The sequence below is a fragment of the Flavobacterium sp. HJJ genome (assembly GCF_015351475.1).
GTDB classification, from domain to species: domain Bacteria; phylum Bacteroidota; class Bacteroidia; order Flavobacteriales; family Flavobacteriaceae; genus Flavobacterium; species Flavobacterium marginilacus.
The window spans coordinates 104,928-129,497 of sequence record NZ_JADKPR010000006.1 but is presented as its reverse complement, the minus strand read 5'-3'; the positions used below and the strand labels follow the sequence as shown (position 1 = coordinate 129,497).

The window sequence follows — 24,570 nt, the reverse complement described above, 5'->3', positions numbered from 1 at the left end:
TTATTTTAAAACAGAATCTAACAGATTTAAAACAGCTGTTGAATTAATCTGCTCTTTATTTTTCTTCAAAAATTCTTCATCCTCCTGAATGTTTTTATTGTATCCTAAAAAAGCAGGACAATTTTTTTGTACCGATAATCGGACCAATCGGATTTCAAAATTATTGCTGTCTTTTTTAACTGCATCTACAATTGCTGCTTTTCCTTTACTGAAAGTACTCAATTTGGAAAACGGATTGACAACATGATTTGCCCAAATTGTCTGTAATGCCCCCAAATAAGCTAAATGTACACTAGTAAGGGGTGTTTTCTCTAACTCCGTTATCATCTCTCTGCATATTTTTTTATCAGATGCCGCCAGCCCATAATGATTTCTAATGTAATCCAAATCCATCGAAAAGGCAAAACTATTGATGGCAAAAATTAAAAAAACACTATACAGCATTATCGTTTTCATCCTAAAATCTCAATTTTATAACGAACATAACTGCGCATCATTACGTTCATTTTTTGAAAATTTGGAATACGGATGCGCTCCTGCAGAATATTCTCGGCAGCGGTTCTTTTTATTTTTTTAAACAAAGACAAATAATAACGATAGGCTAAATAAACGCCAAATTTTGAAGTAGCAGGCAGCATTTTAATACCTGTCAGAGCTTCTTTGAACTCGATTTCAATTTCATTTTCGATTGCTTTTTTTACTTTATTATCAAAAACATTCATGTCAATGTTGGGAAAATAGGTTCGCCCCAAAGTCCTGTAATCTTCGTTCAGATCACGCAAAAAATTCACCTTTTGAAAAGCAGAACCCAGTTTCATTGCTGATGGCTTCAGTTCTTCATATTTCTCTTTATTTCCATTGGTAAAAACCTGAAGACACATCAAACCTACTACTTCTGCAGAACCATAAATATACTCTTTATACAGATCCGAATTGTAATCCATCTTTTCCAAATCCATTTCCATACTATGCAAAAATTGATTGATCAGGCTGTAATCTATCTGATATTTATGCACAGTGTCCTGAAATGACTGCAGGATTGGATTGAGCGATATTTTTTCATATAAAGCAACCTGAGTTTCTTTCTTGAACCTCATCAAAAGTGTTTTCTTATCAAAATCATGAAAACTATCCACTATCTCATCTGCCAATCTGACAAAACCATAAATGGCATAAATCGCAGGCCTGATTGACGGTTTCAGTGCCAAAATCCCGAGAGAAAAACTGGTGCTGTACTTTTTAGTTGTCTTTTTGCTTACCTCATAGGACAATTCATCAAATAACTTTTTCATTTTTATGCCTTTTTAATTGATTTACTTCTGTTGCTACGATTTTTCCAGATATAATAGAAGGAGGAACACCAGGTCCTGGCACTGTTAATTGTCCCGTATAAAATAAATTCTGTATTTTTTTATTCTTAATTTTTGGTTTCAAAACTGCAGTTTGTGAAAGCGTATTCGCTAATCCATACGCATTGCCTCCATATGCATTATAATCACTGGAAAAATCAGACACACAATAGCTTTTTTTGTACACTATTTTAGACTGCAGATTTTGAGTTCCGGTATGGCTTTCGACCCTCTGGATCATTGCTGTCAAATATTCTTCCCTCTTGGATTCGGCGTCATCTATTCCGATAGCCAAAGGCATCAGCAAAAAAAGGTTTTCTCCTTCCGGCGGTGCCACATCTGGATCAGTTTTTGATGGACAGCAGGCATAAAACAATGGTTTTTCAGGCCATCTCTTATCTCCATAAATAGCATCAATATGGGTATCCAGATCATTTTCAAAAAACAATGTATGATGTCTTAAATTCGGTATTTTATCTTTGAACCCTAAATAATAAATCAAGCATGAAGGAGCAAAAGTTCTTTTCTTCCAATACGATTCAGAATAATTTCGTTCGTCTTCCTCAAGTAATGTTTCGGTGTGATGGTAATCTGATGAAGCCACTACCGCATCAAATTCATATTTTTTGCCATTGATAAGCAGCGAGCTGACTTTACCTTTCTCGGTAATAATCTTATCTACCGTCCGATTAAAATGAATAAAAGCACCTTGTGACTCAGCAACTTTCTGCATTGCCAAAACCAATTGGTAAAAACCTCCCATCGGATACCATGTTCCCAATTTATAGCCTCCATAATTCATCAAACTGTACAAAGCTGGAATATCCTTTGGCGAAGCCCCAAGAAATATTACGGGAAATTCCATTAATGTTCTCAGCTTTTGATTTTTAAAATTCTTAGCTACATACGACCTGAAATTAGTGAGTAAATCCAATTTTAATGCACTCGAAGCAATTTTAGGAGATATAAATTCCAGCCAGTTGTGACAGGGTTTTTGAACAAAATCCTTCATGCCAACCTCATATTTATACTGTGCAGCATTCATAAAACGGTCCAATTTTTCGCCAGCCCCTTTTTCTAAACTTTCAAACAGAACTTTCATCTCCTGAAAAGATTCGGGAACAGCCATTTTCATATCTGAAAAAATCATTTCGAATTGAGGATTCAGGGCAATCAATTCAAAAAAATCCGAAGCTTTGCAATCAAAATCGTTAAAAAAACTCTCTATAATATCCGGCATCCAATACCAGCTTGGTCCCATATCAAAAGTAAAACCATTATCGGTAGTAAATTGTCTCGCTCTGCCACCGGGTTTGTCATGTTTTTCGAAAATATGAACATGATGACCGGCTTTAGCAAGATATGTCGCTGCCGAAAGACCCGAAAAACCAGCGCCAATTACCGCAATAGTTTTTTTTGTATTTGATTTATCCATAGTTTCTTTTCTAGTTCTTAATAACCTGATTTTTTTATCGCTAAATTGCTTTTAAATAGGCATCGTATGCGATATTCAATAGCTGGGAGGAATCCGAATTATTATGGTACAAAGGCTTATGAAAATGATCCAGTTTTTGAAGCAGACCAATCAGCTGCAGCTTTTCAGCGCTGCTCAAATCACCAGTCACCACATTGGCTGCCCGCCTGATTTTATCCATCTGCTGTTCCAGAACTTTTAATCCTTTTTCTGTTATGGATATCATCTTGCTTCTTTTATCAGCAACAGAATCTTTTTGCTCCAGCCATCCGCTGGCTAACAAACGATCAATAATTTTCATCCCAGCAGGCTTATCCTGAATATTCTTTTTAATCAGCTCCATCTTGGTCATCGAACCAAACGCTTTAAGGTTAATCAGATAAACAAAATCTTCCTGAGTCGAAAAATCAGAACCATAAATGGCCGACTTGGAATATGATTTTGCATATCGATTCATATGAACAATCAAAGTATTGATGACACTTTCAGGACTTCTGCCCATTTCTTTGCCTTCCCAGTCAGGCTCCTGATTATGCAGATTATTTTCACATTTACCACAAATCCAGTCCTTGAAACCTTCCATATCATTTGTGTATGAATTGCAATCCATATTTGCATCTTCAAATTCCTGCACTAAACCTACAACATCTTTGAGTAAATTATAATTCATAAAAAAACATATGATTATGTTTAACTATCTAAACTTTATTTCAATATATAAAGAATACAAATATACTAAATTTTAAATAAAAACAATTAAATTAGTATATTTTTACACCAAATAACACTGTAGAGATTATAAATAACCTAATTCTCCTTCACTTGAAAAAAAAAATTAAATTATTTTACTTTTATACTTTGAAAAGCAGAAATAAACCTTATATTTGCACTCGATTTACGGGGTGTAGCGTAGCCCGGTTATCGCGCCTGCTTTGGGAGCAGGAGGCCGCAGGTTCGAATCCTGCCACCCCGACAAAAAGCCGAACAGCAATGTTCGGCTTTTTTTGTGGGAAATTTAAAATCTGGTAATTACCAAAAAAGCAAGACAAATAATAATAAAAAAATCCCAGCTGTTCAACTGAGATTGTTATAAAATAAAAGCTTTTTTTACTTCTCTATTTTTGCTGCGGTTTATTTCCCGAAGGCAGATAATACAGCCAGCTGAACCCTATTAAAAACAGTACCAAAGAAGCGACAAACGCAGGTATTAAAATTTCTTTATTATTTTCTAAAGCGTTGTTCAGCGAAGCATACAACAGCCAAATCTGGATCGTGACATTCAAAATTAATATGAATATCAAGGTCGAAAGTATGCTGTTCAGTTTATTTGGATTCGCTTGATTCTGACTGGTTCTAAAAGTACTCATGGCTATTTGGTTTTAGCAAAACATTTTATTTTTTTACCATTAAGAAATTAAGTAACGTTAAGTTTCAGCTTAATGATTCTTAATTTCTTAATGGTTTATTTTTTTTTAAACTGTATGTTCTTCCTGATGGGAAGCTTTGACATAAACGTCATTTTCTTTGAAAATAACCTCCAAACTTGGCAACGCCCTAGGCGGCGGTCCGCCCAAAACATCTCCAGTTTTAGCATCAAATGAACCTTCATGACAAGGACAATGAATAATTCCAGTGCCTGGTTTGTAAAATACGGAACACGACAGATGGGTACATTTTTGTTCATAGGCCTTGAAATCCCCATTCTCGAGGTGAATCAAAATATAAGGAATAGTGCTTCCCTTGATCACAAAACCGCGGGTTCCGCCTACTGGAACTTCATCTTTCTTGCATACAAAATGCTCACCCTCGACTTCTTCTTTAGGAAGCAGATAGGCTTTGGCAGCAACGAGTCCGCTGCCTACCATCAGTCCGCCCGAAACCAGAGTCAGGAACTTGGCAAAATCACGACGGCTTACATTAGTCGCCTGTTGTTTGAGTACTGGAAAATCTTTCTTCCAGTTTTTATTTAAATTATCTTCTTTTGACATTTTTTATATTGTAAAAAGTTTTGTTTTCAGTTTTTTGAAGATCTGTAATCTAAAATCTGTCTTCTATTTTCTCAAGTCTTAATACCTAGTAGATAATCAGCTCCGAACTTCCTTTCGGCATCATAATGTTGACTTTGGTATTGACAATTTCTTTTCCAAAAATAAAAGTATTAACTGGTGTACTGTTCGGACGCATTTCCTCGATTTCGGTTCTTGTACCGAAAAACAAGGCACCACTTGGACAAACCGTTGCACACATTGGTTTTTTGCCAATGCTGGTTCTGTCGTAACACATTGTACATTTCATCATCAAATCGTAGGATTCTTCTTTTTTTGGCACTCCAAACGGACAGGCCAACACACAATTCGAACAACCAATACATCTTTCAGTATTGGCGGTATGCACAATTCCATTTTCGTCCTTGGAAATCGCATCAGCCGGACACACATTCGCACATACGGGATCGTCGCAGTGCATACACACCTGAACGGTCGTCTGCACCGTTGAAGCCCTATCTACATAATTGACGCTGATTAAAGATTCCTGACCGTTTGTCTCACATTCGGCGCAAGCCATTTCACAGGCTTTACAGCCAATACAGCGCTGCATATCTACAAAAAATTCCTCGTTTTTATTGAAACTCGTATAATTCATTTTTCCTTTTTATAGATTAAATACTTGCATACGCCGTTGATTCTTTTGACGGAGGCGCAATTTCCCTAAGCGGTTCCAAATGACAGGCACATACTTTGAACTCCGGTATTTTGGAAATAGGATCCAATGTTCCCGGCGTTAATTGATTGGCCGATTTTTTACCCGACCAGTGGTACGGTATAAAAACGGTATCCTCCCGAATGGTTTCCACAATGTTCGCGGGAAAAATCCCTTCGCCTCGTCGGGTGGAAACCTTTATTAATTCCCTTTGTTTGATTCCGTATTGCTGTGCCAGTTTAGGGTGAATTTCCAATAACGGTTCAGGATATTGGTCAACCAGCTTGCCTATTCTTCGTGTTTGCGTACCGCTCAAATATTGGGACACCACACGACCCGTTGTCAAAATAACGGGATAATCAGCATCAGTCACTTCGCCCGGGAGTTTGTACGGCGCAGGATTAAAATGTGCTTTCCCGTCAGGAGTCTTGAACTTTCTGTCTTCCCATAACCTTGGCGTTCCCGGATGGTCTTCACTTGGACATGGCCAAAACATTCCCATATTGTCCTCAATTCTCTTGTATGTAATTCCGTAGTAATCTGCTGTTCCGCCTTTGGAAGCTACACGCAGTTCGTTGAAAATAGCTTCACTATTTTCGTATGTAAATTTATCCTTCACACCCAAACGCTTGGCCAATTCCAAAATAATCGAAGTATCGGTTCTTGCCATTCCCGGAGGCGTTACCGCCTGACGAATTCGAATCACTCGACCCTCAGCCGATGTGGTGGTACCTTCCTCTTCTTCCTGCAAAGAACCAGCCAATACAATATCGGCATGGCGTGCGGTTTCATTCAGGAAAAAGTCTATACATACATAATATTCCAGTTTTTCCAAAGCCTCACGAACATAATTACTGTTCGGTAAAGACACTAACGGATTGAAACAAATAGAAATCAATCCCTTAATTTCCCCACGGTGAATAGCTTCGATTATTTCGTAGGCCGAAAGCCCTTTCCCTGGCAAATCTTTCTCGTTGATTCCCCAAACTTCCGAAATATACTTACGGTGTTCCGGATTCTCGATGTCCCTGTTTCCTGGTAATTGATCACATTTATGACCATGCTCTCTACCGCCTTGACCGTTTCCTTGACCGGTAATGGTTGCATAACCGCAATATGGTTTACCGATTCTTCCGGTTGCCAGCACCAAATTGATACAACCCAAAACATTGTCCACCCCTTTTGAGTGGTGCTCAATTCCACGGGCGTGAAGCAGGAAACTCGTTTTGGCCCTGCCCCATAATTCGGCCGTTTCGCGTATTTTATTTTTATCGATTCCGGTCACTTCCTCTGCCCATTCCAAGGTGTAATCCTTTACGGCATCAATCGTTTCCTGAAATCCTGAAGTATAATTATCTATAAAATCATGGTCCAGCATATCGTGATCCACCAGGTATTTCAAAATCGCGCCGTACAAAGCCGAGTCGGTTCCCGGACGTACATCCAAATGAATATCGGCAGTTCGCGCCAGTGGGATCATCCTTGGATCCACCACAATAATTTTGGCACCGCGGTCACGGGCTTTCCAAATCCAGTGTGTCAAGGTTGGGAATGTCTCGCTGATATTAGCCCCAGCCACAATAATCACTTCGGCATATTCTAGATCAGAATAATTATTTGAGCCCCTGTCCAGTCCAAACGCTTTTTTGTTTCCCGCACCTGCGCTCACCATACACAAACGTCCGTTATAATCAAGGTTTTTAGTTTTCAAAGCCACGCGGGCAAATTTACCCACAAGGTAACTTTTTTCATTCGTCAATGAAACCCCAGACAACATCGAGAACGCATCATTCCCGTATTTCTCCTGAATCCTTTTAATTTCCGAAACCGTTTTATCCATCGCATCATCCCAGGAAATAGGCGCAAATCCCTGTCCCGGAACGTTTTTCAAAGGAGACATCAATCGGTCAGGGTGGTTATTCTGCAGATAACGCTGAACCCCTTTTGGACAAAGCCTTCCCTCATTAAAAGGAAATTCCATCCAAGGCTCAAACCCCACCACCGTATTATCTTTCACCAACAATTGAATCCCGCACTGCATCCCGCAAAAACAACAATGCGTTTTCACGGCCTCATCCGGCTCGTCCCTTCCCACATATCCGTCCTTTGGCGCATAATTCAGGGTCGGCCCAAAATGCTTTACTATATTCTCCTCTGCTACAGGTAATTTTGCCATTTTATATTTTTATAAATGTATGTTCTCTTTTTCTAAAATCTTAAATCAAAAATAGTTACCCGAGCCTGAAAGGCGAACAGGCGAAGCAATCTGCAATCTAAAATCATCATCCTTTGGGCGTGACCACAATAGAAAAAGGGGCTGATTTAACAGGGTCTTTATTCGCCCCTTTTTCTATTGCGGTCGGGCTATCCGCGCTACTTCGGTAGCCAGCTTCTATCCCTCACGCGGTCGCAAATCAACATCAGGTTTTCAATCAAAAACATTTCGTTCTTTCAACACATTCTCCCTCTCACAACCTGTCTTCTTAAATCTATTTCTATTTTTTCTAACTTCTACCTCTAACCTCTTTTTTCTAACCTCAAACATTATCCAAACAAATTCCCCCCCTGCTGTCTTGCTTTCAAATGCGCCATTGCCAGTCGGGATCTTTTCCCTTCAGGGCTCAAATCCAAATGTGATGTTCCGTCTTCGTAGGTAAAATCAAAACCCAATTCTTCCGTAACCGTTTTCAAATCCTGAATATGCAGTTTGGTGGCAAACTCCTCGCCCGTATGCGGACAAACCGCCATACCCATTTTCATTCCCTGTTTCTTGTAAATATGCGCCCCAATCTGAGCTGGACGCTGAATGATATGGAAAAACTTCCCGAACGGAATCCAAATCAAAAACATAATCACCGTAACGGCATGCAAAACCGCCAGGAAATCAAAAGCAAAACCTTTCATGAACTGATACGAATACGTCAATCCCAATCCCGTAACCGAAATGGCTATCAATAAAATAAGCGGTAACAAATCTCCTTCAAAAGACTGAGTGGCAATCAATCCAGGGTTTGTCAAACGTCTTCTTAAATAATATAATGATCCAAAAATAACCAAATACGAAGACCAGTTCAACGCATGAAAGGTCAAAAAAGCGGTAATCGAATCCAAATTGAAATCCATCACCTTAAACCCGAAAAAATACGCTTCATACACCGAAATGGAATTCGGGGCCATCGCAAAATTAATCCACCCAAAAGTAAGCGGTATCGTAATCAAAAATGCCGAAGTACAGCCCACAGCAATCATAAAATGCGCCACCCAGCGGTATTTTCCCCTTGGATAAATAAACTTCTGAAACGCAATATTCTCCACCGATTCTTTGGTGGCAAACCAAAAATGCGAAAACACTTTTCCGGTCACCAAATATGTAATTCCTCTTTTAAAGTAAATCCAAGTCGGTGGCCGTTGCAGCCAAACAGTATAGCGATATACAATCCCAAAGAAAGCAAACACCGTCCCAAATAAATAAGTTACCAATGCTGCGTCAAAATTCTGCAGTTTTCTTGACCCATAAAACACTAGGGCAATCATAAAGATCGAGAGCCCGGTTGCAATCAGTAAAGCTTTGGTGTTATAGGTTTTGTTTTTCATAAATCTAAAATTTAATACGGTTTTAAACTTCGTAAAATCAGTTAAAAAAGACCGTTTTATTTTTGTTGTAAAATTAGCAAAAGAATTACTAAGTAAAAATACTTAAGTAGTTTTGAAAACACAAATCAATTAAAATATGTTACAATATCTAAAGTCAACGCAGTATTCTTTAATTAATATTACGCTGACTTTTATTTATACCATTAAAAATAAATTCCTAAAAGCTTAGCTTGGTTTCTCACATCCTTTGCGGTTATAAAACCACCAATTTACAGAAGTAGCTAAGATAGTGAAAAGAATCAGACCAATAAAGAACTGATTTACAGTTCCGTTTGCTGTAATGTTGTTTCCAATTAGTTTTGAAAAAATAAAAGGTCCAAAAGCGGCAATTGCAGCAGTCCATCCAATCACTCCAGCAGCTTGACGCTGATTCTCTGAAAATATGATAGGAAACTGTCTAAAAGTACCTGCATTTCCAACTCCTGTAAAGAAAAACATAGCTAGTATCACTGCGACAAACATTGGAAACTGATCCATACTCGTTGGAGAAACCAATCCTTGTGTAACCAAAATAACTGCACCAGTCAAAATTCCGATTCCGGTTATAGTTGTCAATATAGCTCCTCCTACTTTATCGGCCACAAAACCAAAACAAACCCTGCTCGCAGAACCAATCAGCGGACCATAAAAAGCATATACCAAAGGATCTGGTGCATTTGGAAAATCACCATACAAGAATTTAATCATCAATGGAAAAGCTGCAGACAGACCAGCGAATGTTCCAAAAGTCATCACATAAGTTATGGTGCAGAACCAAGTGTGTTTGTTTTTGAAAATATCCATCTGTTCTTTTATGGAAGCCTGCATTGGAATGCTTTTCAAAAAGAACCAGCTGATTACGCCCAAAACCAAAAGAAAACCAATGTACCAGAATGCAGCCGATTGAATGTAGATTTCCTTATGCGTAACCGCCTCATTTTCGGGACTAATTTTGTTTAATATTTTTTCGGCCAATTTAGGGTTTGCATTGGCAATCGCTTTAGATTTCTCATTGAGTGGCAATGCAGAAAAAATCTTGAAATTTTCATTTGATTTCGTTACCGCAGTGACCGAATCTAATACTGGTTTCTTTACAGCAGCCAGAATTTTATTTTGTGATTTGTCATCCAAGGCTGCAAAAACTTCATTTTGTTTTTCAACTGTTGAATCTTTTAAAACATTCTTGGTTTCCTTAACATCGATGCTTGTAAATACCGAAGTAGTACCGTAAATACTAACACTTAAAATAATCGGTGTAATAAACTGTGCTAAACTAACTCCAAAATTCCCAATTCCCGCTTGGATTCCCAATGCCGTTCCTTTTAATCTTTTTGGAAAAAACAAACTGGTACTAGGCATAAAGGATGAAAAATCACCGCCGCCAAAACCACTGGTAATAGCCAAAAGAACAAATACCCAAAACGGAGTACTGGTATCCATCACCGCAAATCCGATACCGACTACCGGAATGAGTTTCAATAAAGTAGCCACGGTCACAACGTGTCTTGTACCAAAAATTGGGAGAATAAAAGTATGGATAATTCTCAGAAAACCTGCAGCCAACCCAGGAATAGCTACCAGCCAAAAAAGCTGGTCTTTAGAAAAAGGAAAACCCAGCCCTGGTAATTTCACCGCTATTACGCTCATCATAAACCATGAGGCGAAAGAAAATATCAATGACAAAGTTGTAATTGTCAATGTTTTCCATGCAATTTTGCTTCCTGTATTTTTCCAGAATTCCTCGTTTTCTGGTTCCCATTTGTCTAACCACGTTTTCATAACTATATTTTTTATTTCAGAATTTAACTTTAGCAGTAATTACTAATCTATCGAAAAATAAGACAAATAAGTCCTTTATTTACTGATGTAAAATTAAAAGACAATAAAACATTAAAACATGATATTTATCAGTTGAATTAAATAAATTACAACATCAAAAATCCTTTAATTTATAAGCCTCTGAATCCAGCAAAAAGCTGTTTAATAATGACGACAGGACACAACTTATTAACTACTGATAAAACCAAAATCCAGCTTCATCACGGCATTCGCATTTAAAAAAAAAATAAACACGAATTTCACCAATTAACACTAATTCTTATCAAAATTGAATTCAAATTTTATAACTTTTTACAGTTTCTAATGTTTTGTGTAATTAAACAGCAATCTTAATTCGTGCAGATTAGTGTAATTCGTCTCAGAAACTTTTAAAAGCGAATGCCGTGCAGCTTCATTAAAATTATATTTTATCAACAGAATTATTTCTATTTTTGCATTCTAAACAAACAAAAATTAATATGCTCATTATAGGAATCGCAGGAGGAACGGGGTCAGGAAAAACAACAGTAGTACATCAAATCATGAATGAACTGCCAGAAGCTGAAGTGGGGATTATATCTCAGGACTCCTACTATAAAGAGACACATGATTTAAGTTATGAGGATCGTTCTAACATCAATTTTGATCACCCAAGAGCTATTGATTTTGAATTATTAGTAGCCCATCTCAAAGAATTAAAAGCAGGAAAGATCATAAACCAGCCGGTCTATTCTTTTGTACAGCACAACAGAACTGATGATGTTGTAATTACTCACCCACGAAAAGTAATGATTGTAGAAGGAATTCTAATTCTGACAAACCCTGAATTGAGAAAGCTTTTTGATATCAAAATATATGTACATGCCGATTCGGATGAACGCTTAATCCGACGTTTAAAAAGAGATATTGCAGAGCGCGGAAGAGACATGAATGAAGTTCTAAACCGCTACCAGCATACCTTAAAACCAATGCATGAGCAATTCATAGAACCAACAAAAGCTTTTGCTGACATAATTATTCCAAATGACAGATTTAATACTGTAGCAATCGACGTAGTCCGCGCAGTAATTAATCAGCGTATTTTATAATTTTATTGTAATTTTATAGGCATATAAAACGCAGCAGATCTTTGCTTTCCTGTAAAACAAAGCGATGCAAAACAAAATCTCGATTTTCTATTAAAATTAGGCAAACAACCCGATGAAAAACCCTTTTAAAAACAGCTATTGGTTTAAAATTTTAAGCAACAAATACGTTTGGGTCTCGTTATCATTTTTAGTCTGGATGGTTTTTCTAGATAATTACTCTTATTTTGAACATCGATTTTTAAATAAACAAATTGATGAACTCGAAGATAATGCAACTTATTATGAGGGAGAAATCAAAAAAGATGAAGAAAAAATCAAACAGTTAAAAAATCCTTTGCAGATAGAGAAATATGCCCGTGAAAAATACTATATGAAAAAAGATAGTGAAGACATTTATATCATCCAATTTGACGGTGATACTGTTAAAAAAAAATAACCCTACCGCGTATTAAATCTAATTACAAGCAAAAATGGCAAAGAATTTATTCGATGATTTCAGTCCGGTTTCAGCAAAACTTTGGAAACAGAAAATTCAGTTTGAACTCAACGGAGCCGATTATAATCAAACCTTAATCTGGAATTCTCCTGAAGACATCAAGGTTAAGCCATTTTATGATAAAGAAGATACTGCAAAAAAATATTCGATTTCAACAAAAGCCTCTCAATTCAAAATCTGCCAAAATATCTTTGTTTTTGATCTTGATAAATCAATTGAAAAAGCTTTAGAATCTATTAATCGCGGCGCCGAAAGTCTTTGTTTTACCATACCAGATGAAAAAATAAATATCGCAAAACTATTGGAAAGACTTCCTTTAGGAAAAATTGCTGTTTACTTTCGTTTCCGATTTATTTCAATCGATTTCGTCAAAAAGATTGATGCATTTGTAAAAGATAAAAAGACTGCTGTCTATTGTCTTTTGGATCCAATTGGCCAATTAGCCAAAGACGGAAATTGGTACGCAACGCAAGAAAAAAATAATTTTGAAACACTAAATATAATTGCCAAAGAAACTGCATCTCTTTCGCTCATCAGCATCAACAGCGGTTTGTATCAGAATGCAGGAGCCAATATTATACAGCAGATTGCATACAGCCTTGCCCATGCTAATGAATATTTTAACAGAATAGATACCATTAACAAACCTATTGTTTTTCAAATTTCAGTAGGAGGCAATTATTTCTTTGAAATTGCAAAACTGCGTGCATTTCGAATTCTTTTCAAAAGCATAGCTAAGGAATATAATCACAATTTAGATTGCCATATATTTGTTACTCCTTCCAAACGCAACAAAACCATTTATGATTATAATGTTAATATGCTTCGTACAACGACGGAATGCATGAGTGCAATTCTTGGCGGAGCCGATGCAGTTGCCAATCTGCCGTATGATTCATTATATCACAAAGACAATGAATTTGGCGGCAGAATTGCAAGAAATCAACTGCTGCTTTTAAAAAATGAAAGTTATTTTGACAAAGTAGATAATCCTGCGGACGGCAGTTATTATATTGAAAGTTTAACCAATCAATTAGCAGAAAAAGCATTATTATTATTTAAAGATATTGAAACTAAAGGCGGTTTCCTAAAGCTATTGAACGAAGGTGTAATCAAAAGAAAAATACAGGAAAGTGCTGATGCAGAACAAGCTCTCTTTGATTCCGGCAAAGAAACATTATTGGGAACCAATAAATATCCTAACAAGAATGACAAAATGAAACACGATTTAGAATTGTTTCCTTTTGTAAAAATCAAACCCCGAAAAACATTGATTACACCTATTATTGAAAAACGATTGGCAGAAAAAACGGAACAGGAAAGGCTTTCGGAAGAGTAATCAGACTGCAGTAACTCAGTCTTTAGTAAACGACAGAATCAATTTGGTATTAACTAAAAAGATTAATGACCAGACAAATGAAAAGAAAAGATTTACAGCATATATCACTCCAAAACGATTTTCAGCCCGCAGAAAACAAACTGCCAGCTGAATGCTTTCTCACGGCCGAAGGAATTGAGCTTAAAAAGACTTATTCTGAAAAAGACATAGAAACTCTCGAACATCTTGATTTTGCTGCAGGCTTTGCACCATATCTGCGCGGTCCTTATACTTCAATGTATGTTCGAAAACCTTGGACAATCCGTCAGTATGCAGGATTTTCTACGGCACAGGAAAGCAATGCATTTTACAGAAGAAATCTTGCGGCAGGACAAAAAGGACTTTCCATCGCTTTTGATCTGCCAACACATAGAGGATATGATTCTGATCATGAGCGTGTAGTGGGCGATGTTGGAAAAGCCGGAGTAGCTATTGACTCTGTTGAAGACATGAAAATATTGTTTGATCAGATTCCGCTTCATGAGATGTCTGTTTCTATGACGATGAATGGTGCTGTACTGCCAATTATGGCTTTTTATATTGTTGCTGCAGAAGAACAAGATGTAAAACCAGAACAGCTTTCGGGAACTATTCAAAATGATATCCTGAAAGAATTTATGGTACGTAATACTTACATCTACCCGCCAGCACCTTCAATGAAAATCATTGCTGATATATTTGAATTTGCAAGCGATAAAATGCCAAAATTCAATTCTATTTCCATCTCAGGGTATCATATGCAGGAAGCTGGAGCTACTGCTGATATTGAATTGGCTTACACACTCGCCGATGGATTAGAATACATTAGAACAGGATTGGCAGCAGGAATGAAAATAGATGATTTTGCTCCACGCTTGTCCTTTTTCTGGGCGATCGGGATGAACCATTTCATGGAAATTGCCAAGATGAGAGCAGGAAGGATGATTTGGGCAAAACTTCTAAAACAGTTTAATCCAAAAGATGAAAAATCATTAGCACTAAGAACCCATTGCCAAACATCCGGCTGGAGTTTAACAGAACAAGATCCGTTTAATAATGTAGCCCGTACCTGTATAGAAGCAACGGCAGCAGTTTTTGGAGGAACACAGTCTTTACATACCAATGCTCTGGACGAAGCAATAGCTTTACCTACAGACTTCTCAGCCCGAATAGCCCGAAATACCCAAATCTATCTGCAGGAAGAAACTAAAATCACCAAAACAGTAGACCCTTGGGCAGGAAGCTACTATATTGAAAGCTTAACTAATGAAATTGTAGAAAAAGCCTGGAAACTCATTGAAGAAGTGGAAGAATTAGGCGGAATGACCAAAGCTATTGAAACTGGAATCCCTAAAATCCGGATTGAAGAAGCAGCAGCCCGTAAACAGGCCCGAATAGACAGCGGGCAGGATATAATTGTAGGTGTTAACAAATACCGATTAGAAAAGGAAGACCCATTACAGATTCTAGATGTAGACAATCAAATGGTACGCCTGCAGCAAATAGAACAATTAAGCAGAATAAAAGCATGCAGGGATTCTAGCAAAGTTCAAGCTTCACTACAAAAATTAACCAGCTGTGCACAAACTGGTCAGGGAAATTTATTGGAAATTGCAATTGAAGCTGCCAGAAACCGCTGTACATTGGGAGAAATCAGTGATGCTTTGGAAACTGTTTTCGGAAGATATAAAGCGCAGATTAAATCTTTTAGCGGTGTATACAGCAAAGAAATGAAAGACGATAAAAGCTTTGAAAAAGCAAAACAGCTGGCAGACAGCTTTGCCAAGCAGGAAGGCCGCCGCCCAAGAATAATGATTGCCAAAATGGGGCAGGACGGTCATGATCGAGGTGCCAAAGTAGTTGCAACTGGCTATGCCGATGTAGGTTTTGATGTCGATATTGGTCCACTATTTCAAACTCCTGCCGAAGCCGCCAAACAAGCCGTTGAAAACGATGTGCATATTCTTGGAGTATCTTCACTGGCGGCAGGACATAAAACATTAGTACCACAGGTAATCGAAGAATTAAAAAAATACGGCAGAAAAGATATTATGGTCATCGTTGGCGGAGTAATCCCAGCTCAGGATTACCAGTTTTTATTTGACGCAGGTGCTGTTGCAGTTTTTGGACCTGGAACCAAAATCAGTGAAGCTGCCATACAAATATTAGAAATTCTGATTGATTAATTTTTTTGCCAAAGCGACACAAAAGAAGCGGTGAAATTTAAAAGTTAAACTTTTGAGTCTTACCGCTTCTTTTGTGCCGTTACTTTTTACATCTGCTCTTGAATAAATACTATCGGACTACTGGATATAATAAAGACTTAAACTAGATAGTAAATCCAAAAAAAAGATTCAAACAAAATCTGTCTCGCGAATTTCAGTACCCTTTTTTAATCCCAAATAATCTTACTTTAATAAAATAATGCAAAAAACTGGGATATATAGCTTTATCATTAAAATTTAGAAGTATCAATCTGAATAAAAGGCCTTTACAAATTAACAAATTTAAAGCAATCGATTAACAATCAGTATTTTATAATTAAATTACTTTTAAAGTCAGCGTTAGAAACAAATTAAAAAACAAAAAGGGGAAGTAATACTAAAGAAGCCTTACTATTTGTTTTGAAACCAAATTTTCAGATATAATTTTAATTCAAAAAAAATATTATGAAAACACTCATCATTATTGCATTTATTTTTGGAATACACCTCCCCTCTTATTCACAAAATAAAACGACTGAAGATAACAATGAAGGAACAATAAATACTATAGATCTTCCCGAAGTTGTAATCAAAAGTGCTGGAAAAGATTTTTCATATTACCTCCCAGATAAAAATCCAGACCCAAGTATTAGACAGCTTCAAAGTGAATTTATTGCCTATAATTTAGGCAAAGATTTTGATGGCTTCGATAGCTATCTTGTTATGCTGGAAGTAAAAAAAGGTATCTTGACTGCCACATATGATGGCAAAGGAAAACTCACTAGTGTGGTTGAAAAATATAATAACACCATGCTTCCCCCTCTAGTTATTTATTCCGTTTACAAAGCATATCCCGGCTGGCAGATTGTAAACGACAAATATCTCTACACTCAGCAAAACGGAGATATTACAAAAAAAGAGTACAATTTAAAACTCAAAAAAAACAATGAAGTTCTTAAATTAAAAGTACATCCTAATGGTGACATTATTGCAGATGCAGATTAAAATTTAATAGGCGGTTCTGAAATTGATTTCAAACCGCCTATTAATAATTTAAAATTTAATGAATTTTTGACAAGACCTTCGCATTACTTTTTGCGACAATAAAGGAAGTATCATAACCTCCAAACCGCTGCAAATAACTGCTTAACGAAGTTCCATAAGCATCTCTAAAACATCTTTTTCCTTTGTATCTGAAATACTTTTTTACAGAACCGACACCGGCAAGATGTGCTGCTGCCAAAATTCCTGACTCAGTAATACGAGTACCATTCAAAACGGTTCCTTCATATCTTTCAATAACATTTCTGAGTTCCCATTTGTTTTTGGACAGCAATGCTATAAAAGCTTTTTCCTGCATTTTTGGGCTATTAATGAAAGCTGCGCTATCGTGGATACCGATAGTTTTTAAAGTTTCAATACCAAATTGGTATTTTCCTAAATAACCTAGAGAATTAATTTTTTTGTATTTACCTTGTGACTCTTTGAAGGCGATTGCTTCTTTATAGCCAATAAAGAAAGTTCCAGTATAGGGAATTTCAGAATTGGTATAATCTGTCACATTTAATGATGGTAGCAAGTAGGATGTATCATCTGATTCGTTAATTAGAAACCATGGGGTAGATTCTAATTTGGATGGTTTAAAACCTAAGCTTAAAAAAGCCACTACAACAATTAAAGTTGTGTAAAAATACCATTTTTTTATCATAAAGTAGTTTTCTTCAAAACCTGTCACGTTATTGAAATTTCTATGCCCAAAGATACGACTTAAAAAAATAAAGCTGAAAATCAACCCTTTAAACTTATCAACTGCTCTTGCAAAAACTCCGTAAGTAACTAGGTCTGCGGACGTTCTGCTGTTAACAAAATTTCAAAAAAAGTATTAAAACAACAAAAAATCAGTCAAATTAAATAAGTTTATTCCTATTTATAAAAAGTAAAAACGTCGTGAAAACGAAAAATTAGACACAAAATAGTACTAAATTCTCATTTTACGATATCGTTTTAGCTAAAAAAGAAAGAATTTTCAATCAATAAATCTATTCTAGAGCATGACTGCAAAGGGCTCAGCTGTCCACATAAACAAAAATTACAGCACGAAAAAGATCTTATTTTTCTAAATCAGAAAATGAAGTTTTCATACAATCAGTTACGTTTTCACAACTGCTTTTTTGATAAAATAAATTTCGCAAAAGAGAGAATTTGAAAACGAAAAAGCTTCAAAATCGTCTTTCAACAATTTTAAAGCTTTTTTTAAAATTTAAGTTATAATAAATCTAGCGCTGTACGCCCTGACTATTAATCCATTTTGAATATTTTTCGGCATTTTTATTATGCTCCGCCAAAGTCGCAGCAAATTCATGATACCCAAAACGGTCAACGCTGGCGCAGAAATAGATATAATTGTTTTTTTCAGGGTTTAAAACTGCTTCAAGTGCCGTAATATCAGGCATAGCAATTGGTCCTGGAGGAAGACCGATATTCACATATGTGTTGTAAGGATGCTTCATAATTAAATCATTATAAAAAACTCTTTTTATTACTTGATTAAAATCATTTGACCTCTTTTTCATTGCAAAAATCACGGTTGGATCAGCCTGCAAAGGCATTCCCAGTTTCAATCGGTTCAGATAAACTCCTGCAATTCTAGGACGTTCATCTTTTTTTACCGATTCCTTATGCACTATCGAAGCCAATATTGTTGCCTGAATTGGAGTAAGTCCTTGAGCTTCGGCTTTGGCGGTACGTTCTTTGTTCCAAAACTTATTATATTCCTTAATCATTTTATCGCGAAACTTCACTGCCGGAGTATTCCAATAAAATTCGTAGGTATTTGGTATAAACATGACAAAAACGTTCTCTTCATTAAAACCGTTTTCTTTCAAAAAAATGGAGTCTTTGAACGTATTCAGCAATTCCAGGCTGTCTGGTTCTAATTGAGAGCCTACGCGTCCTGCCAGATCTTCCAATCGTTCCTGATTGTTGAAAGCCAGATTTACCGGATCGTTATGTCTCATCGCTTTGACCAAATCGTAGCTGCTCATTCCTTTTTTGAATAAAAAACGTCCTGGTTTTACATTCTCTGGATAACTTGCCTTATTGGCTACCATTTCAAAACGATCAATATTTTTTACATAAGGGCTGATAATTTTCTTTACCTGTTCATAATCCGAATCTGTGGGTACATATACATATACCTCATTTTCTTCAAATTTTGTGTTGCCGCTAAATACCTGATACATTAAAAAGGCTCCATAAACGATTAAGCCTGAAATTATTGCAACTGCAGCTAGTGATATTATTTTTTTTGGATTCAAAATTAAAAAATTAAAAATTACTGAGACAGTTCGCTGTCACCCGCCTGATTATTGATTAGCTGAAAAATGGCTTCATCCTTGTAAACTCCATTTACCAGAGTCCAATCTTTCTTTACACCGATTTTTTGAAAACCAAATTTAGTAAAAAGTGCAATACTAGCTTCATTTTCGCACCCAATATTTGCATATAACTGATGCAGATTAAGATTATAAAAAGAGTAATGAATAAGCAGGTCCAAAGCTTCCGAGCCAATGTTCTGATTTCGGTTTGCATTGTCATGAATTACAATCCCTACACCTGCTCTGTTATTTTTTGGATCAAAATCAAATAGATCGATTAACCCCAAAGCTGGAAAATCTTCATCCTGACAAATTGCCAATCTTAACTGTTTGGCTTCATAAATATCCTGATGTGCGTTTTCCAGATACTGTTTTACCAAAAAACGGCTGTAAGGTGTATGAGTATTACTTACTTCCCAGATACTCTGATCGTTTTCTATCGCATAAATAAACTCCAGATCACTGGGTTCAAGTGCTCGGATGTAAATAGTGTCGCCTTTTAATGTTTTCATTTATATACGATTTACGAAGTTGGATATACGATATGGAATTTACGAATTAAGAGATACTATTTACGAGATAGGAATTATAAGTTATGAAATTTACATATAAATACAATTTCGAAACTTCCAAATAGATATTAAAATTTCAAAAATTAAAGTTCTCAGTTGGAAACCGTATATCCCACCTCGTATATCGTATATCTAAATTCTTACATCTATACTTCCTTTAAACACAAATTCTGCAGGTCCTTTTAAGAAAACATTGGTAAACCCATTTTGATTTTTATCAAATGAAACAACTAGTTTTCCTCCTTCAACATTTACATTTATAGAAGTAGCTTCGGTTTGTCCTGTGGCATTCATCGCAATGGCAACAGCTGTAGCACCTGTTCCGCAGGCTAACGTTTCATCTTCAACTCCTCTTTCATAAGTGCGCAGCCTGAAAGTGGTATCATCTATTTTTTTTACAAAATTGATATTGCTGCCTGCTTTGCCGTACAATTCGCCATAACGGATTGCTGCCCCATTATCTTTTACATTATAATGTTCCAAGTCTTCAACCATCTGCACATGATGCGGAGAACCAGTATTCAGGAACGAATAATCGGCTTTGATATCAATTGCAGGAACATCAATCATCTGCAGTGAAACCAGTTTATCTTCAAATGACGCATGGTGCAGGCCGTCTGTTGCAATAAAAGTAGTTTCGTTTTCAATCACGTGCATATCTTTAGCGAAAGCGACCAAACAGCGTCCGCCATTCCCGCACATTGAACTTTGATTCCCGTCTGAATTGTAATACACCATTTTAAAATCAGTTTCGGAATCATTTTCAAGCAGAATAAGTCCGTCCCCTCCTATTCCAAATCGTCTGTCACACAGATGAGCTACCAATTGTGTATTGTCTTTTGGAAAAAAACCGGAACGATTGTCAATCATAACAAAATCGTTTCCAGCACCTTGATATTTATAGAATTCTAATTGCATTTTATTTCAATTTTAGTCTCACAAAAGTACAAACTATTAATGAATTGTTAATCATTGTTAAAGAGCGTTAAACCATATTGTGCGAAAAAAAAATTGCCATAAATTCGTAATTAAATAACTAATAAAACATAAAGCAAAATGAAACAAATTTCTAATTTATTCCTAGTATCCTTGTTGAGTGGCGCAACAACCCTTGGCGCTTATAAATTATTATTTGACAACAATGGTTATTTTTCTTCAAACAAAAACGGAATTACGACAACTGCCCCTGAATTCTATGCAAGACAGACGAGTTTAGGTGCAGAAAATGTAGATTTTACAGTTGCTGCTGATAAAGCCATTCACACCGTAGTACACGTAAAAAATGTTTCAGTAAGAACTGTTTCCAACCCTATAATGGAATATTTTTACGGTTACGGCGGACAACAGCAGCAGGAGCAGGTTGGAACCGGATCTGGAGTTATTATTTCTGAGGACGGCTATATTGTAACCAACAATCACGTTGTGAAAGACGCTTCGGATATTGAAATCACGCTGAACAACAAGAAAACATACAAAGCAAAACTCATTGGAACCGATTCTAAAATGGACATTGCACTGTTAAAAATCGATGCCGATGAAAAACTGCCGTATTCCACATTTGCTAATTCCGATTCGGTTAAAGTGGGCGAATGGGTATTGGCTGTTGGTAATCCGTACAACTTGACTTCAACTGTTACAGCTGGAATTGTTTCGGCCAAGGCACGAAACCTGGACACTAGAGGTATTCAGTCTTTCATTCAGACTGATGCTGCCGTTAACCCTGGAAACAGCGGTGGCGCATTGGTAAATACCCGTGGGGAATTAATTGGAATCAACACGATGATTTCGTCAATGACGGGTTCGTATGTAGGTTACTCTTTTGCCATTCCTTCTAATAATGCACGAAAAATTATCGAAGATATTATGGAGTTTGGAAATGTACAAAGGGGAATTCTTGGTGTAGAAGGCGGAGAACTGAATGGAACGGTTTCTCAAGAATTAGGCGTTACGCAAACACAAGGTTTTTACATTAACAGAGTATCTAAAAATTCGGGAGCTGAGAAAGCTAATTTACAAAAAGGTGATATTATTATCAAACTGGATAATCAGGACATTGCTACTTATGCAGACCTTTCCGGTTATGTAAACACCAAAAGACCAAATGACAAAGTGCAGGTAACTATTATCCGAAACGGAAAAAATATGGTTGTACCAGTTGTTTTGAGCAAAAACGAAAACTTCAATACTGAATTTAAAGGAATCGAACTCGAGAATATCAATGCTGACGACAAAAAAAGGTTCAAACTGAATTATGGTGTAAAAATTAAAGACATCACCAATGAAAATTTGGAACAATACAGCGAAGAACTTGTCGGAAACATCATCTTGAGCATTAACAACGTTAAAGCGACCAACGTGGAAACTGTTTCTAAAATTTTGAACAATAAGGACGAAAAACAAAGCATCCGCATTGAAATGATAAATAAAAATGGTGAGATCATGAGAATCATCATCTAAAAAGTTAAAACACTAAATCTAAAGGCCGGCCTGCAATTACATGCCGGCTTTTTAATCAAAAATAATTAATATCCTAAATCTATTTTGAAATAGGCATTAATTGAATTATATTTGATATAAAATTCAACAACTATGGCAACTTCTTCAATATCTGAAATTCATTTATTTAACGCTTTGAAAAGCAAACTTGGCGAAAAAGAAGCTGAAGAACTTGTATTGTTCGTAAAAACTTCAATCAAAGAAAATATTGAAAGTGAAATTTCAAACATTGCATCAAAAAAAGATTTAGCTGAAACAAAGGTTGACATTATAAAATGGGTAGTTGGAATCTTTTTCGCACTTGCATTAATGATAATAGGACTTTATCTCAAATAAACTTTTCAGAATCAATCTCAAAACAACAATATGCCAGCCTGCATTTGCATGCTGGCTTTTTTATTTGAAAAAATCAATAAAAAAAGTTACGAAATCGATTGAAATAAGTATTTTTGCACCAAATTTTAAAAATTTACAACAATTATCATTGTTTTTATTATTAAAAATCAATTCAGCAAATACAAATTTTTCAATATGACTAACATGGATTTATACGAAAAAGAGGTTTTGTTACAAGCCGACAGAAGACGTTCAGGAATAGAATTAATTAAAATCATCAGCGATTTATGGTATGAAAAATCCATAGAACTGGTTTTGTTCCGCAATGAGTTAATAGACCGAAATGTAAGCGAGATTATCAACCTGCATGAATACGCAGCTAAATTTGTAGGCAAACCCATTTCAGTTTCCGATTCTGTAGAAATCGCTAATGTAATTTTGACTTTAGATTTACCCCCGTCCAAATTAGACATTGGTAAACTGACTTACGAATACCGGCTAGAAGACGAAAAATACCCAGATGTCAGACATTTTGTTTTACATAAATTAAAAAAGGCAAAATCATCCAAAGAAATAAAACCAAAAGATGTTGTCCTTTATGGTTTTGGCCGTATCGGACGATTATTAGCGCGGGAACTCATGTCCCGAACTGGCAAAGGACAGCAGTTGCGCCTGAGAGCCATTGTAACCAGAGACAAAAACGATGCAAACAGTTTAGAGAAAAGAGCTTCGCTATTGCGTTACGACTCCATTCACGGCGATTTTCAAGGATCGGTTATTGCCGATGCAGCCAACAATGCCCTGATCATCAACGGCACAACCGTTCATGTCATTACCGCAAACACTCCCGAAGAAATTGACTATACCCACTACGGAATTGACAAAGCCCTTGTCATTGATAACACAGGTGCTTTCACAACCAAAGAAGCTCTGAGCCGTCACCTGGCTTCCAAAGGAGTTGCCAAAGTATTGCTTACTGCTCCTGGAAAAGGAATCCCAAACATCGTTCACGGTGTCAATCAAAACGAATACAATCCAGATGAAATCGACATTTTCTCTGCTGCTTCCTGCACAACCAACGCCATTACTCCAATTCTAAAAGCAATTGAAGATACTCTGGGCGTTACAAAAGGACACTTAGAAACGATTCACGCCTACACAAACGACCAAAATCTTGTCGATAATATGCACAACAAATACCGCCGTGGCAGAGCAGCCGCACTAAACATGGTTATTACCGAAACAGGTGCCGGTTCCGCAGTTGCCAAAGCCTTACCATCATTGGAAGGTAAACTAACCTCAAACGCGATACGTGTTCCGGTTCCGAACGGTTCTTTGGTGGTGCTGAATCTGGAAGTAAACACCGAAACTTCAGTAGAAGCCATCAACGCCATCATGAAAAAATACGCCCTGGAAGGCGAATTGGTAGAGCAGATCAAATATTCGCTGAATAACGAATTAGTATCGTCGGATATAGTGGGAACCTCAGCGCCATCTATCTACGACAGCAGCGCCACCATCGTTTCGAAAGACGGAAAAAACATAGTCCTTTATATTTGGTATGACAACGAATACGGCTACAGCCATCAGGTCATCCGGCTTGCTAAATACATTGCCAAAGTAAGACGATTCACTTATTACTAGCCAAACCAATTGCAGGCTGGGAACTG

22 protein-coding genes and 1 tRNA gene are annotated in these 24,570 nt (G+C 36.7%); 9 read left to right on the top strand and 14 right to left on the bottom strand.

Annotation, left to right across the window (positions count from 1 at the left end):
- From IRZ80_RS06895 to IRZ80_RS06880, 4 genes are read right to left on the bottom strand one after another with little or no spacing between them, the layout of a single operon-like run.
- Complete coding sequence (locus IRZ80_RS06895) at positions 1-456, bottom strand: hypothetical protein (protein ID WP_194640815.1); 456 nt, start codon at positions 454-456, stop codon at positions 1-3.
- Positions 453-1,292, bottom strand: a complete 840-nt coding sequence (locus IRZ80_RS06890; protein WP_194640814.1) for a phytoene/squalene synthase family protein — start codon at positions 1,290-1,292, stop codon at positions 453-455. The genes IRZ80_RS06895 and IRZ80_RS06890 overlap by 4 nt, the downstream gene beginning before the upstream one ends.
- Entirely contained in the window at positions 1,276-2,784 is a 1,509-nt protein-coding gene (locus IRZ80_RS06885) for a phytoene desaturase family protein (protein WP_194640813.1), read from the bottom strand. The genes IRZ80_RS06890 and IRZ80_RS06885 overlap by 17 nt, the downstream gene beginning before the upstream one ends.
- Positions 2,785-2,824: 40 nt before the next feature.
- Entirely contained in the window at positions 2,825-3,493 is a 669-nt protein-coding gene (locus tag IRZ80_RS06880) for a MarR family winged helix-turn-helix transcriptional regulator (protein ID WP_194640812.1), read from the bottom strand.
- A gap of 228 nt (positions 3,494-3,721) precedes the next feature.
- Here IRZ80_RS06880 and IRZ80_RS06875 point away from each other — a divergent pair.
- Positions 3,722-3,796 (top strand) — tRNA-Pro (locus tag IRZ80_RS06875).
- A gap of 142 nt (positions 3,797-3,938) precedes the next feature.
- Here the strand turns inward: IRZ80_RS06875 and IRZ80_RS06870 are convergent.
- The 6 genes from IRZ80_RS06870 to IRZ80_RS06845 form a co-directional block, all read right to left on the bottom strand.
- On the bottom strand, positions 3,939-4,190 hold the full coding sequence (locus IRZ80_RS06870; RefSeq protein WP_194640811.1) for a DUF6755 family protein: 252 nt from the start codon (positions 4,188-4,190) through the stop codon (positions 3,939-3,941).
- A gap of 105 nt (positions 4,191-4,295) precedes the next feature.
- The gene (locus tag IRZ80_RS06865) at positions 4,296-4,811 is read right to left on the bottom strand and encodes a Rieske (2Fe-2S) protein (protein WP_194640810.1); all 516 of its coding nucleotides are present in this window, start codon (positions 4,809-4,811) and stop codon (positions 4,296-4,298) included.
- Positions 4,812-4,896: 85 nt separating this feature from the next.
- Entirely contained in the window at positions 4,897-5,466 is a 570-nt protein-coding gene (locus IRZ80_RS06860; RefSeq protein ID WP_194640809.1) for a 4Fe-4S dicluster domain-containing protein, read from the bottom strand.
- Between the two features lie 16 nt (positions 5,467-5,482).
- The gene (locus tag IRZ80_RS06855; RefSeq protein WP_194640808.1) at positions 5,483-7,699 is read right to left on the bottom strand and encodes a molybdopterin oxidoreductase family protein; all 2,217 of its coding nucleotides are present in this window, start codon (positions 7,697-7,699) and stop codon (positions 5,483-5,485) included.
- 368 nt (positions 7,700-8,067) lie between these two features.
- Entirely contained in the window at positions 8,068-9,117 is a 1,050-nt protein-coding gene (locus tag IRZ80_RS06850) for an MFS transporter (protein ID WP_194640807.1), read from the bottom strand.
- 225 nt (positions 9,118-9,342) lie between these two features.
- Positions 9,343-10,935 carry a NarK/NasA family nitrate transporter gene (locus IRZ80_RS06845; RefSeq protein ID WP_194640806.1) on the bottom strand — a complete coding sequence of 531 codons (1,593 nt, stop codon included), beginning with the start codon at positions 10,933-10,935 and terminating at the stop codon, positions 9,343-9,345.
- Between the two features lie 518 nt (positions 10,936-11,453).
- On the opposite strand from IRZ80_RS06845, the gene udk reads away from it, so the two are divergent.
- The 5 genes from udk (at position 11,454) to IRZ80_RS06820 (ending at position 17,124) form a co-directional block, all read left to right on the top strand.
- Positions 11,454-12,062 (top strand): uridine kinase, encoded by a 609-nt coding sequence (gene udk, locus IRZ80_RS06840; RefSeq protein WP_194640805.1) that lies wholly within the window; start codon positions 11,454-11,456, stop codon positions 12,060-12,062.
- Between the two features lie 112 nt (positions 12,063-12,174).
- A complete protein-coding gene (locus IRZ80_RS06835) occupies positions 12,175-12,498 on the top strand; it encodes an FtsB family cell division protein (RefSeq protein ID WP_194640804.1) in 324 nt (107 codons plus the stop codon).
- Positions 12,499-12,532: 34 nt separating this feature from the next.
- A complete protein-coding gene (locus IRZ80_RS06830; protein WP_194640803.1) occupies positions 12,533-13,897 on the top strand; it encodes a methylmalonyl-CoA mutase subunit beta in 1,365 nt (454 codons plus the stop codon).
- A 77-nt stretch (positions 13,898-13,974) separates the two neighbouring features.
- Positions 13,975-16,101: a methylmalonyl-CoA mutase gene (gene scpA, locus IRZ80_RS06825; protein ID WP_194640802.1), complete on the top strand. Its 2,127-nt coding sequence runs from the start codon at positions 13,975-13,977 to the stop codon at positions 16,099-16,101.
- Between the two features lie 483 nt (positions 16,102-16,584).
- Positions 16,585-17,124 carry a hypothetical protein gene (locus IRZ80_RS06820; RefSeq protein ID WP_194640801.1) on the top strand — a complete coding sequence of 180 codons (540 nt, stop codon included), beginning with the start codon at positions 16,585-16,587 and terminating at the stop codon, positions 17,122-17,124.
- A gap of 55 nt (positions 17,125-17,179) precedes the next feature.
- On the opposite strand, the gene IRZ80_RS06815 is transcribed toward IRZ80_RS06820, so the two are convergent.
- From IRZ80_RS06815 to dapF, 4 genes are all read right to left on the bottom strand, one after another.
- Positions 17,180-17,827 carry a peptidoglycan-binding protein LysM gene (locus IRZ80_RS06815; protein WP_194640800.1) on the bottom strand — a complete coding sequence of 216 codons (648 nt, stop codon included), beginning with the start codon at positions 17,825-17,827 and terminating at the stop codon, positions 17,180-17,182.
- Positions 17,828-18,395: 568 nt separating this feature from the next.
- Positions 18,396-19,436 (bottom strand): endolytic transglycosylase MltG, encoded by a 1,041-nt coding sequence (gene mltG, locus IRZ80_RS06810; RefSeq protein ID WP_194640799.1) that lies wholly within the window; start codon positions 19,434-19,436, stop codon positions 18,396-18,398.
- A 17-nt stretch (positions 19,437-19,453) separates the two neighbouring features.
- On the bottom strand, positions 19,454-20,008 hold the full coding sequence (locus tag IRZ80_RS06805) for a GNAT family N-acetyltransferase (RefSeq protein ID WP_194640798.1): 555 nt from the start codon (positions 20,006-20,008) through the stop codon (positions 19,454-19,456).
- Between the two features lie 192 nt (positions 20,009-20,200).
- The gene (gene dapF, locus IRZ80_RS06800) at positions 20,201-20,986 is read right to left on the bottom strand and encodes a diaminopimelate epimerase (protein ID WP_194640797.1); all 786 of its coding nucleotides are present in this window, start codon (positions 20,984-20,986) and stop codon (positions 20,201-20,203) included.
- 138 nt (positions 20,987-21,124) lie between these two features.
- Here dapF and IRZ80_RS06795 point away from each other — a divergent pair, with 138 nt between their 5' ends.
- The 3 genes from IRZ80_RS06795 (at position 21,125) to IRZ80_RS06785 (ending at position 24,544) form a co-directional block, all read left to right on the top strand.
- The gene (locus tag IRZ80_RS06795) at positions 21,125-22,525 is read left to right on the top strand and encodes a trypsin-like peptidase domain-containing protein (protein ID WP_194640796.1); all 1,401 of its coding nucleotides are present in this window, start codon (positions 21,125-21,127) and stop codon (positions 22,523-22,525) included.
- 132 nt (positions 22,526-22,657) lie between these two features.
- Positions 22,658-22,900: a hypothetical protein gene (locus IRZ80_RS06790; protein ID WP_194640904.1), complete on the top strand. Its 243-nt coding sequence runs from the start codon at positions 22,658-22,660 to the stop codon at positions 22,898-22,900.
- Between the two features lie 195 nt (positions 22,901-23,095).
- Complete coding sequence (locus tag IRZ80_RS06785; protein WP_194640795.1) at positions 23,096-24,544, top strand: glyceraldehyde-3-phosphate dehydrogenase; 1,449 nt, start codon at positions 23,096-23,098, stop codon at positions 24,542-24,544.
- Positions 24,545-24,570 lie beyond the last annotated feature (26 nt).

Coding starts and splice junctions, on each gene's coding strand:
- IRZ80_RS06870 (WP_194640811.1), bottom strand. CDS start 4,190: ATGAGTACTTTTAGAACCAGTCAGAATCAAGCGAATCCAAATAAACTG.
- IRZ80_RS06845 (WP_194640806.1), bottom strand. CDS start 10,935: ATGAAAACGTGGTTAGACAAATGGGAACCAGAAAACGAGGAATTCTGG.
- IRZ80_RS06895 (WP_194640815.1), bottom strand. CDS start 456: ATGAAAACGATAATGCTGTATAGTGTTTTTTTAATTTTTGCCATCAAT.
- IRZ80_RS06860 (WP_194640809.1), bottom strand. CDS start 5,466: ATGAATTATACGAGTTTCAATAAAAACGAGGAATTTTTTGTAGATATG.
- IRZ80_RS06850 (WP_194640807.1), bottom strand. CDS start 9,117: ATGAAAAACAAAACCTATAACACCAAAGCTTTACTGATTGCAACCGGG.
- IRZ80_RS06795 (WP_194640796.1), top strand. CDS start 21,125: ATGAAACAAATTTCTAATTTATTCCTAGTATCCTTGTTGAGTGGCGCA.
- IRZ80_RS06785 (WP_194640795.1), top strand. CDS start 23,096: ATGACTAACATGGATTTATACGAAAAAGAGGTTTTGTTACAAGCCGAC.
- IRZ80_RS06830 (WP_194640803.1), top strand. CDS start 12,533: ATGGCAAAGAATTTATTCGATGATTTCAGTCCGGTTTCAGCAAAACTT.
- IRZ80_RS06790 (WP_194640904.1), top strand. CDS start 22,658: ATGGCAACTTCTTCAATATCTGAAATTCATTTATTTAACGCTTTGAAA.
- IRZ80_RS06855 (WP_194640808.1), bottom strand. CDS start 7,699: ATGGCAAAATTACCTGTAGCAGAGGAGAATATAGTAAAGCATTTTGGG.
- IRZ80_RS06885 (WP_194640813.1), bottom strand. CDS start 2,784: ATGGATAAATCAAATACAAAAAAAACTATTGCGGTAATTGGCGCTGGT.
- IRZ80_RS06820 (WP_194640801.1), top strand. CDS start 16,585: ATGAAAACACTCATCATTATTGCATTTATTTTTGGAATACACCTCCCC.
- IRZ80_RS06805 (WP_194640798.1), bottom strand. CDS start 20,008: ATGAAAACATTAAAAGGCGACACTATTTACATCCGAGCACTTGAACCC.
- IRZ80_RS06865 (WP_194640810.1), bottom strand. CDS start 4,811: ATGTCAAAAGAAGATAATTTAAATAAAAACTGGAAGAAAGATTTTCCA.
- IRZ80_RS06835 (WP_194640804.1), top strand. CDS start 12,175: ATGAAAAACCCTTTTAAAAACAGCTATTGGTTTAAAATTTTAAGCAAC.
- IRZ80_RS06890 (WP_194640814.1), bottom strand. CDS start 1,292: ATGAAAAAGTTATTTGATGAATTGTCCTATGAGGTAAGCAAAAAGACA.
- udk (WP_194640805.1), top strand. CDS start 11,454: ATGCTCATTATAGGAATCGCAGGAGGAACGGGGTCAGGAAAAACAACA.
- dapF (WP_194640797.1), bottom strand. CDS start 20,986: ATGCAATTAGAATTCTATAAATATCAAGGTGCTGGAAACGATTTTGTT.
- scpA (WP_194640802.1), top strand. CDS start 13,975: ATGAAAAGAAAAGATTTACAGCATATATCACTCCAAAACGATTTTCAG.
- IRZ80_RS06815 (WP_194640800.1), bottom strand. CDS start 17,827: ATGATAAAAAAATGGTATTTTTACACAACTTTAATTGTTGTAGTGGCT.
- IRZ80_RS06880 (WP_194640812.1), bottom strand. CDS start 3,493: ATGAATTATAATTTACTCAAAGATGTTGTAGGTTTAGTGCAGGAATTT.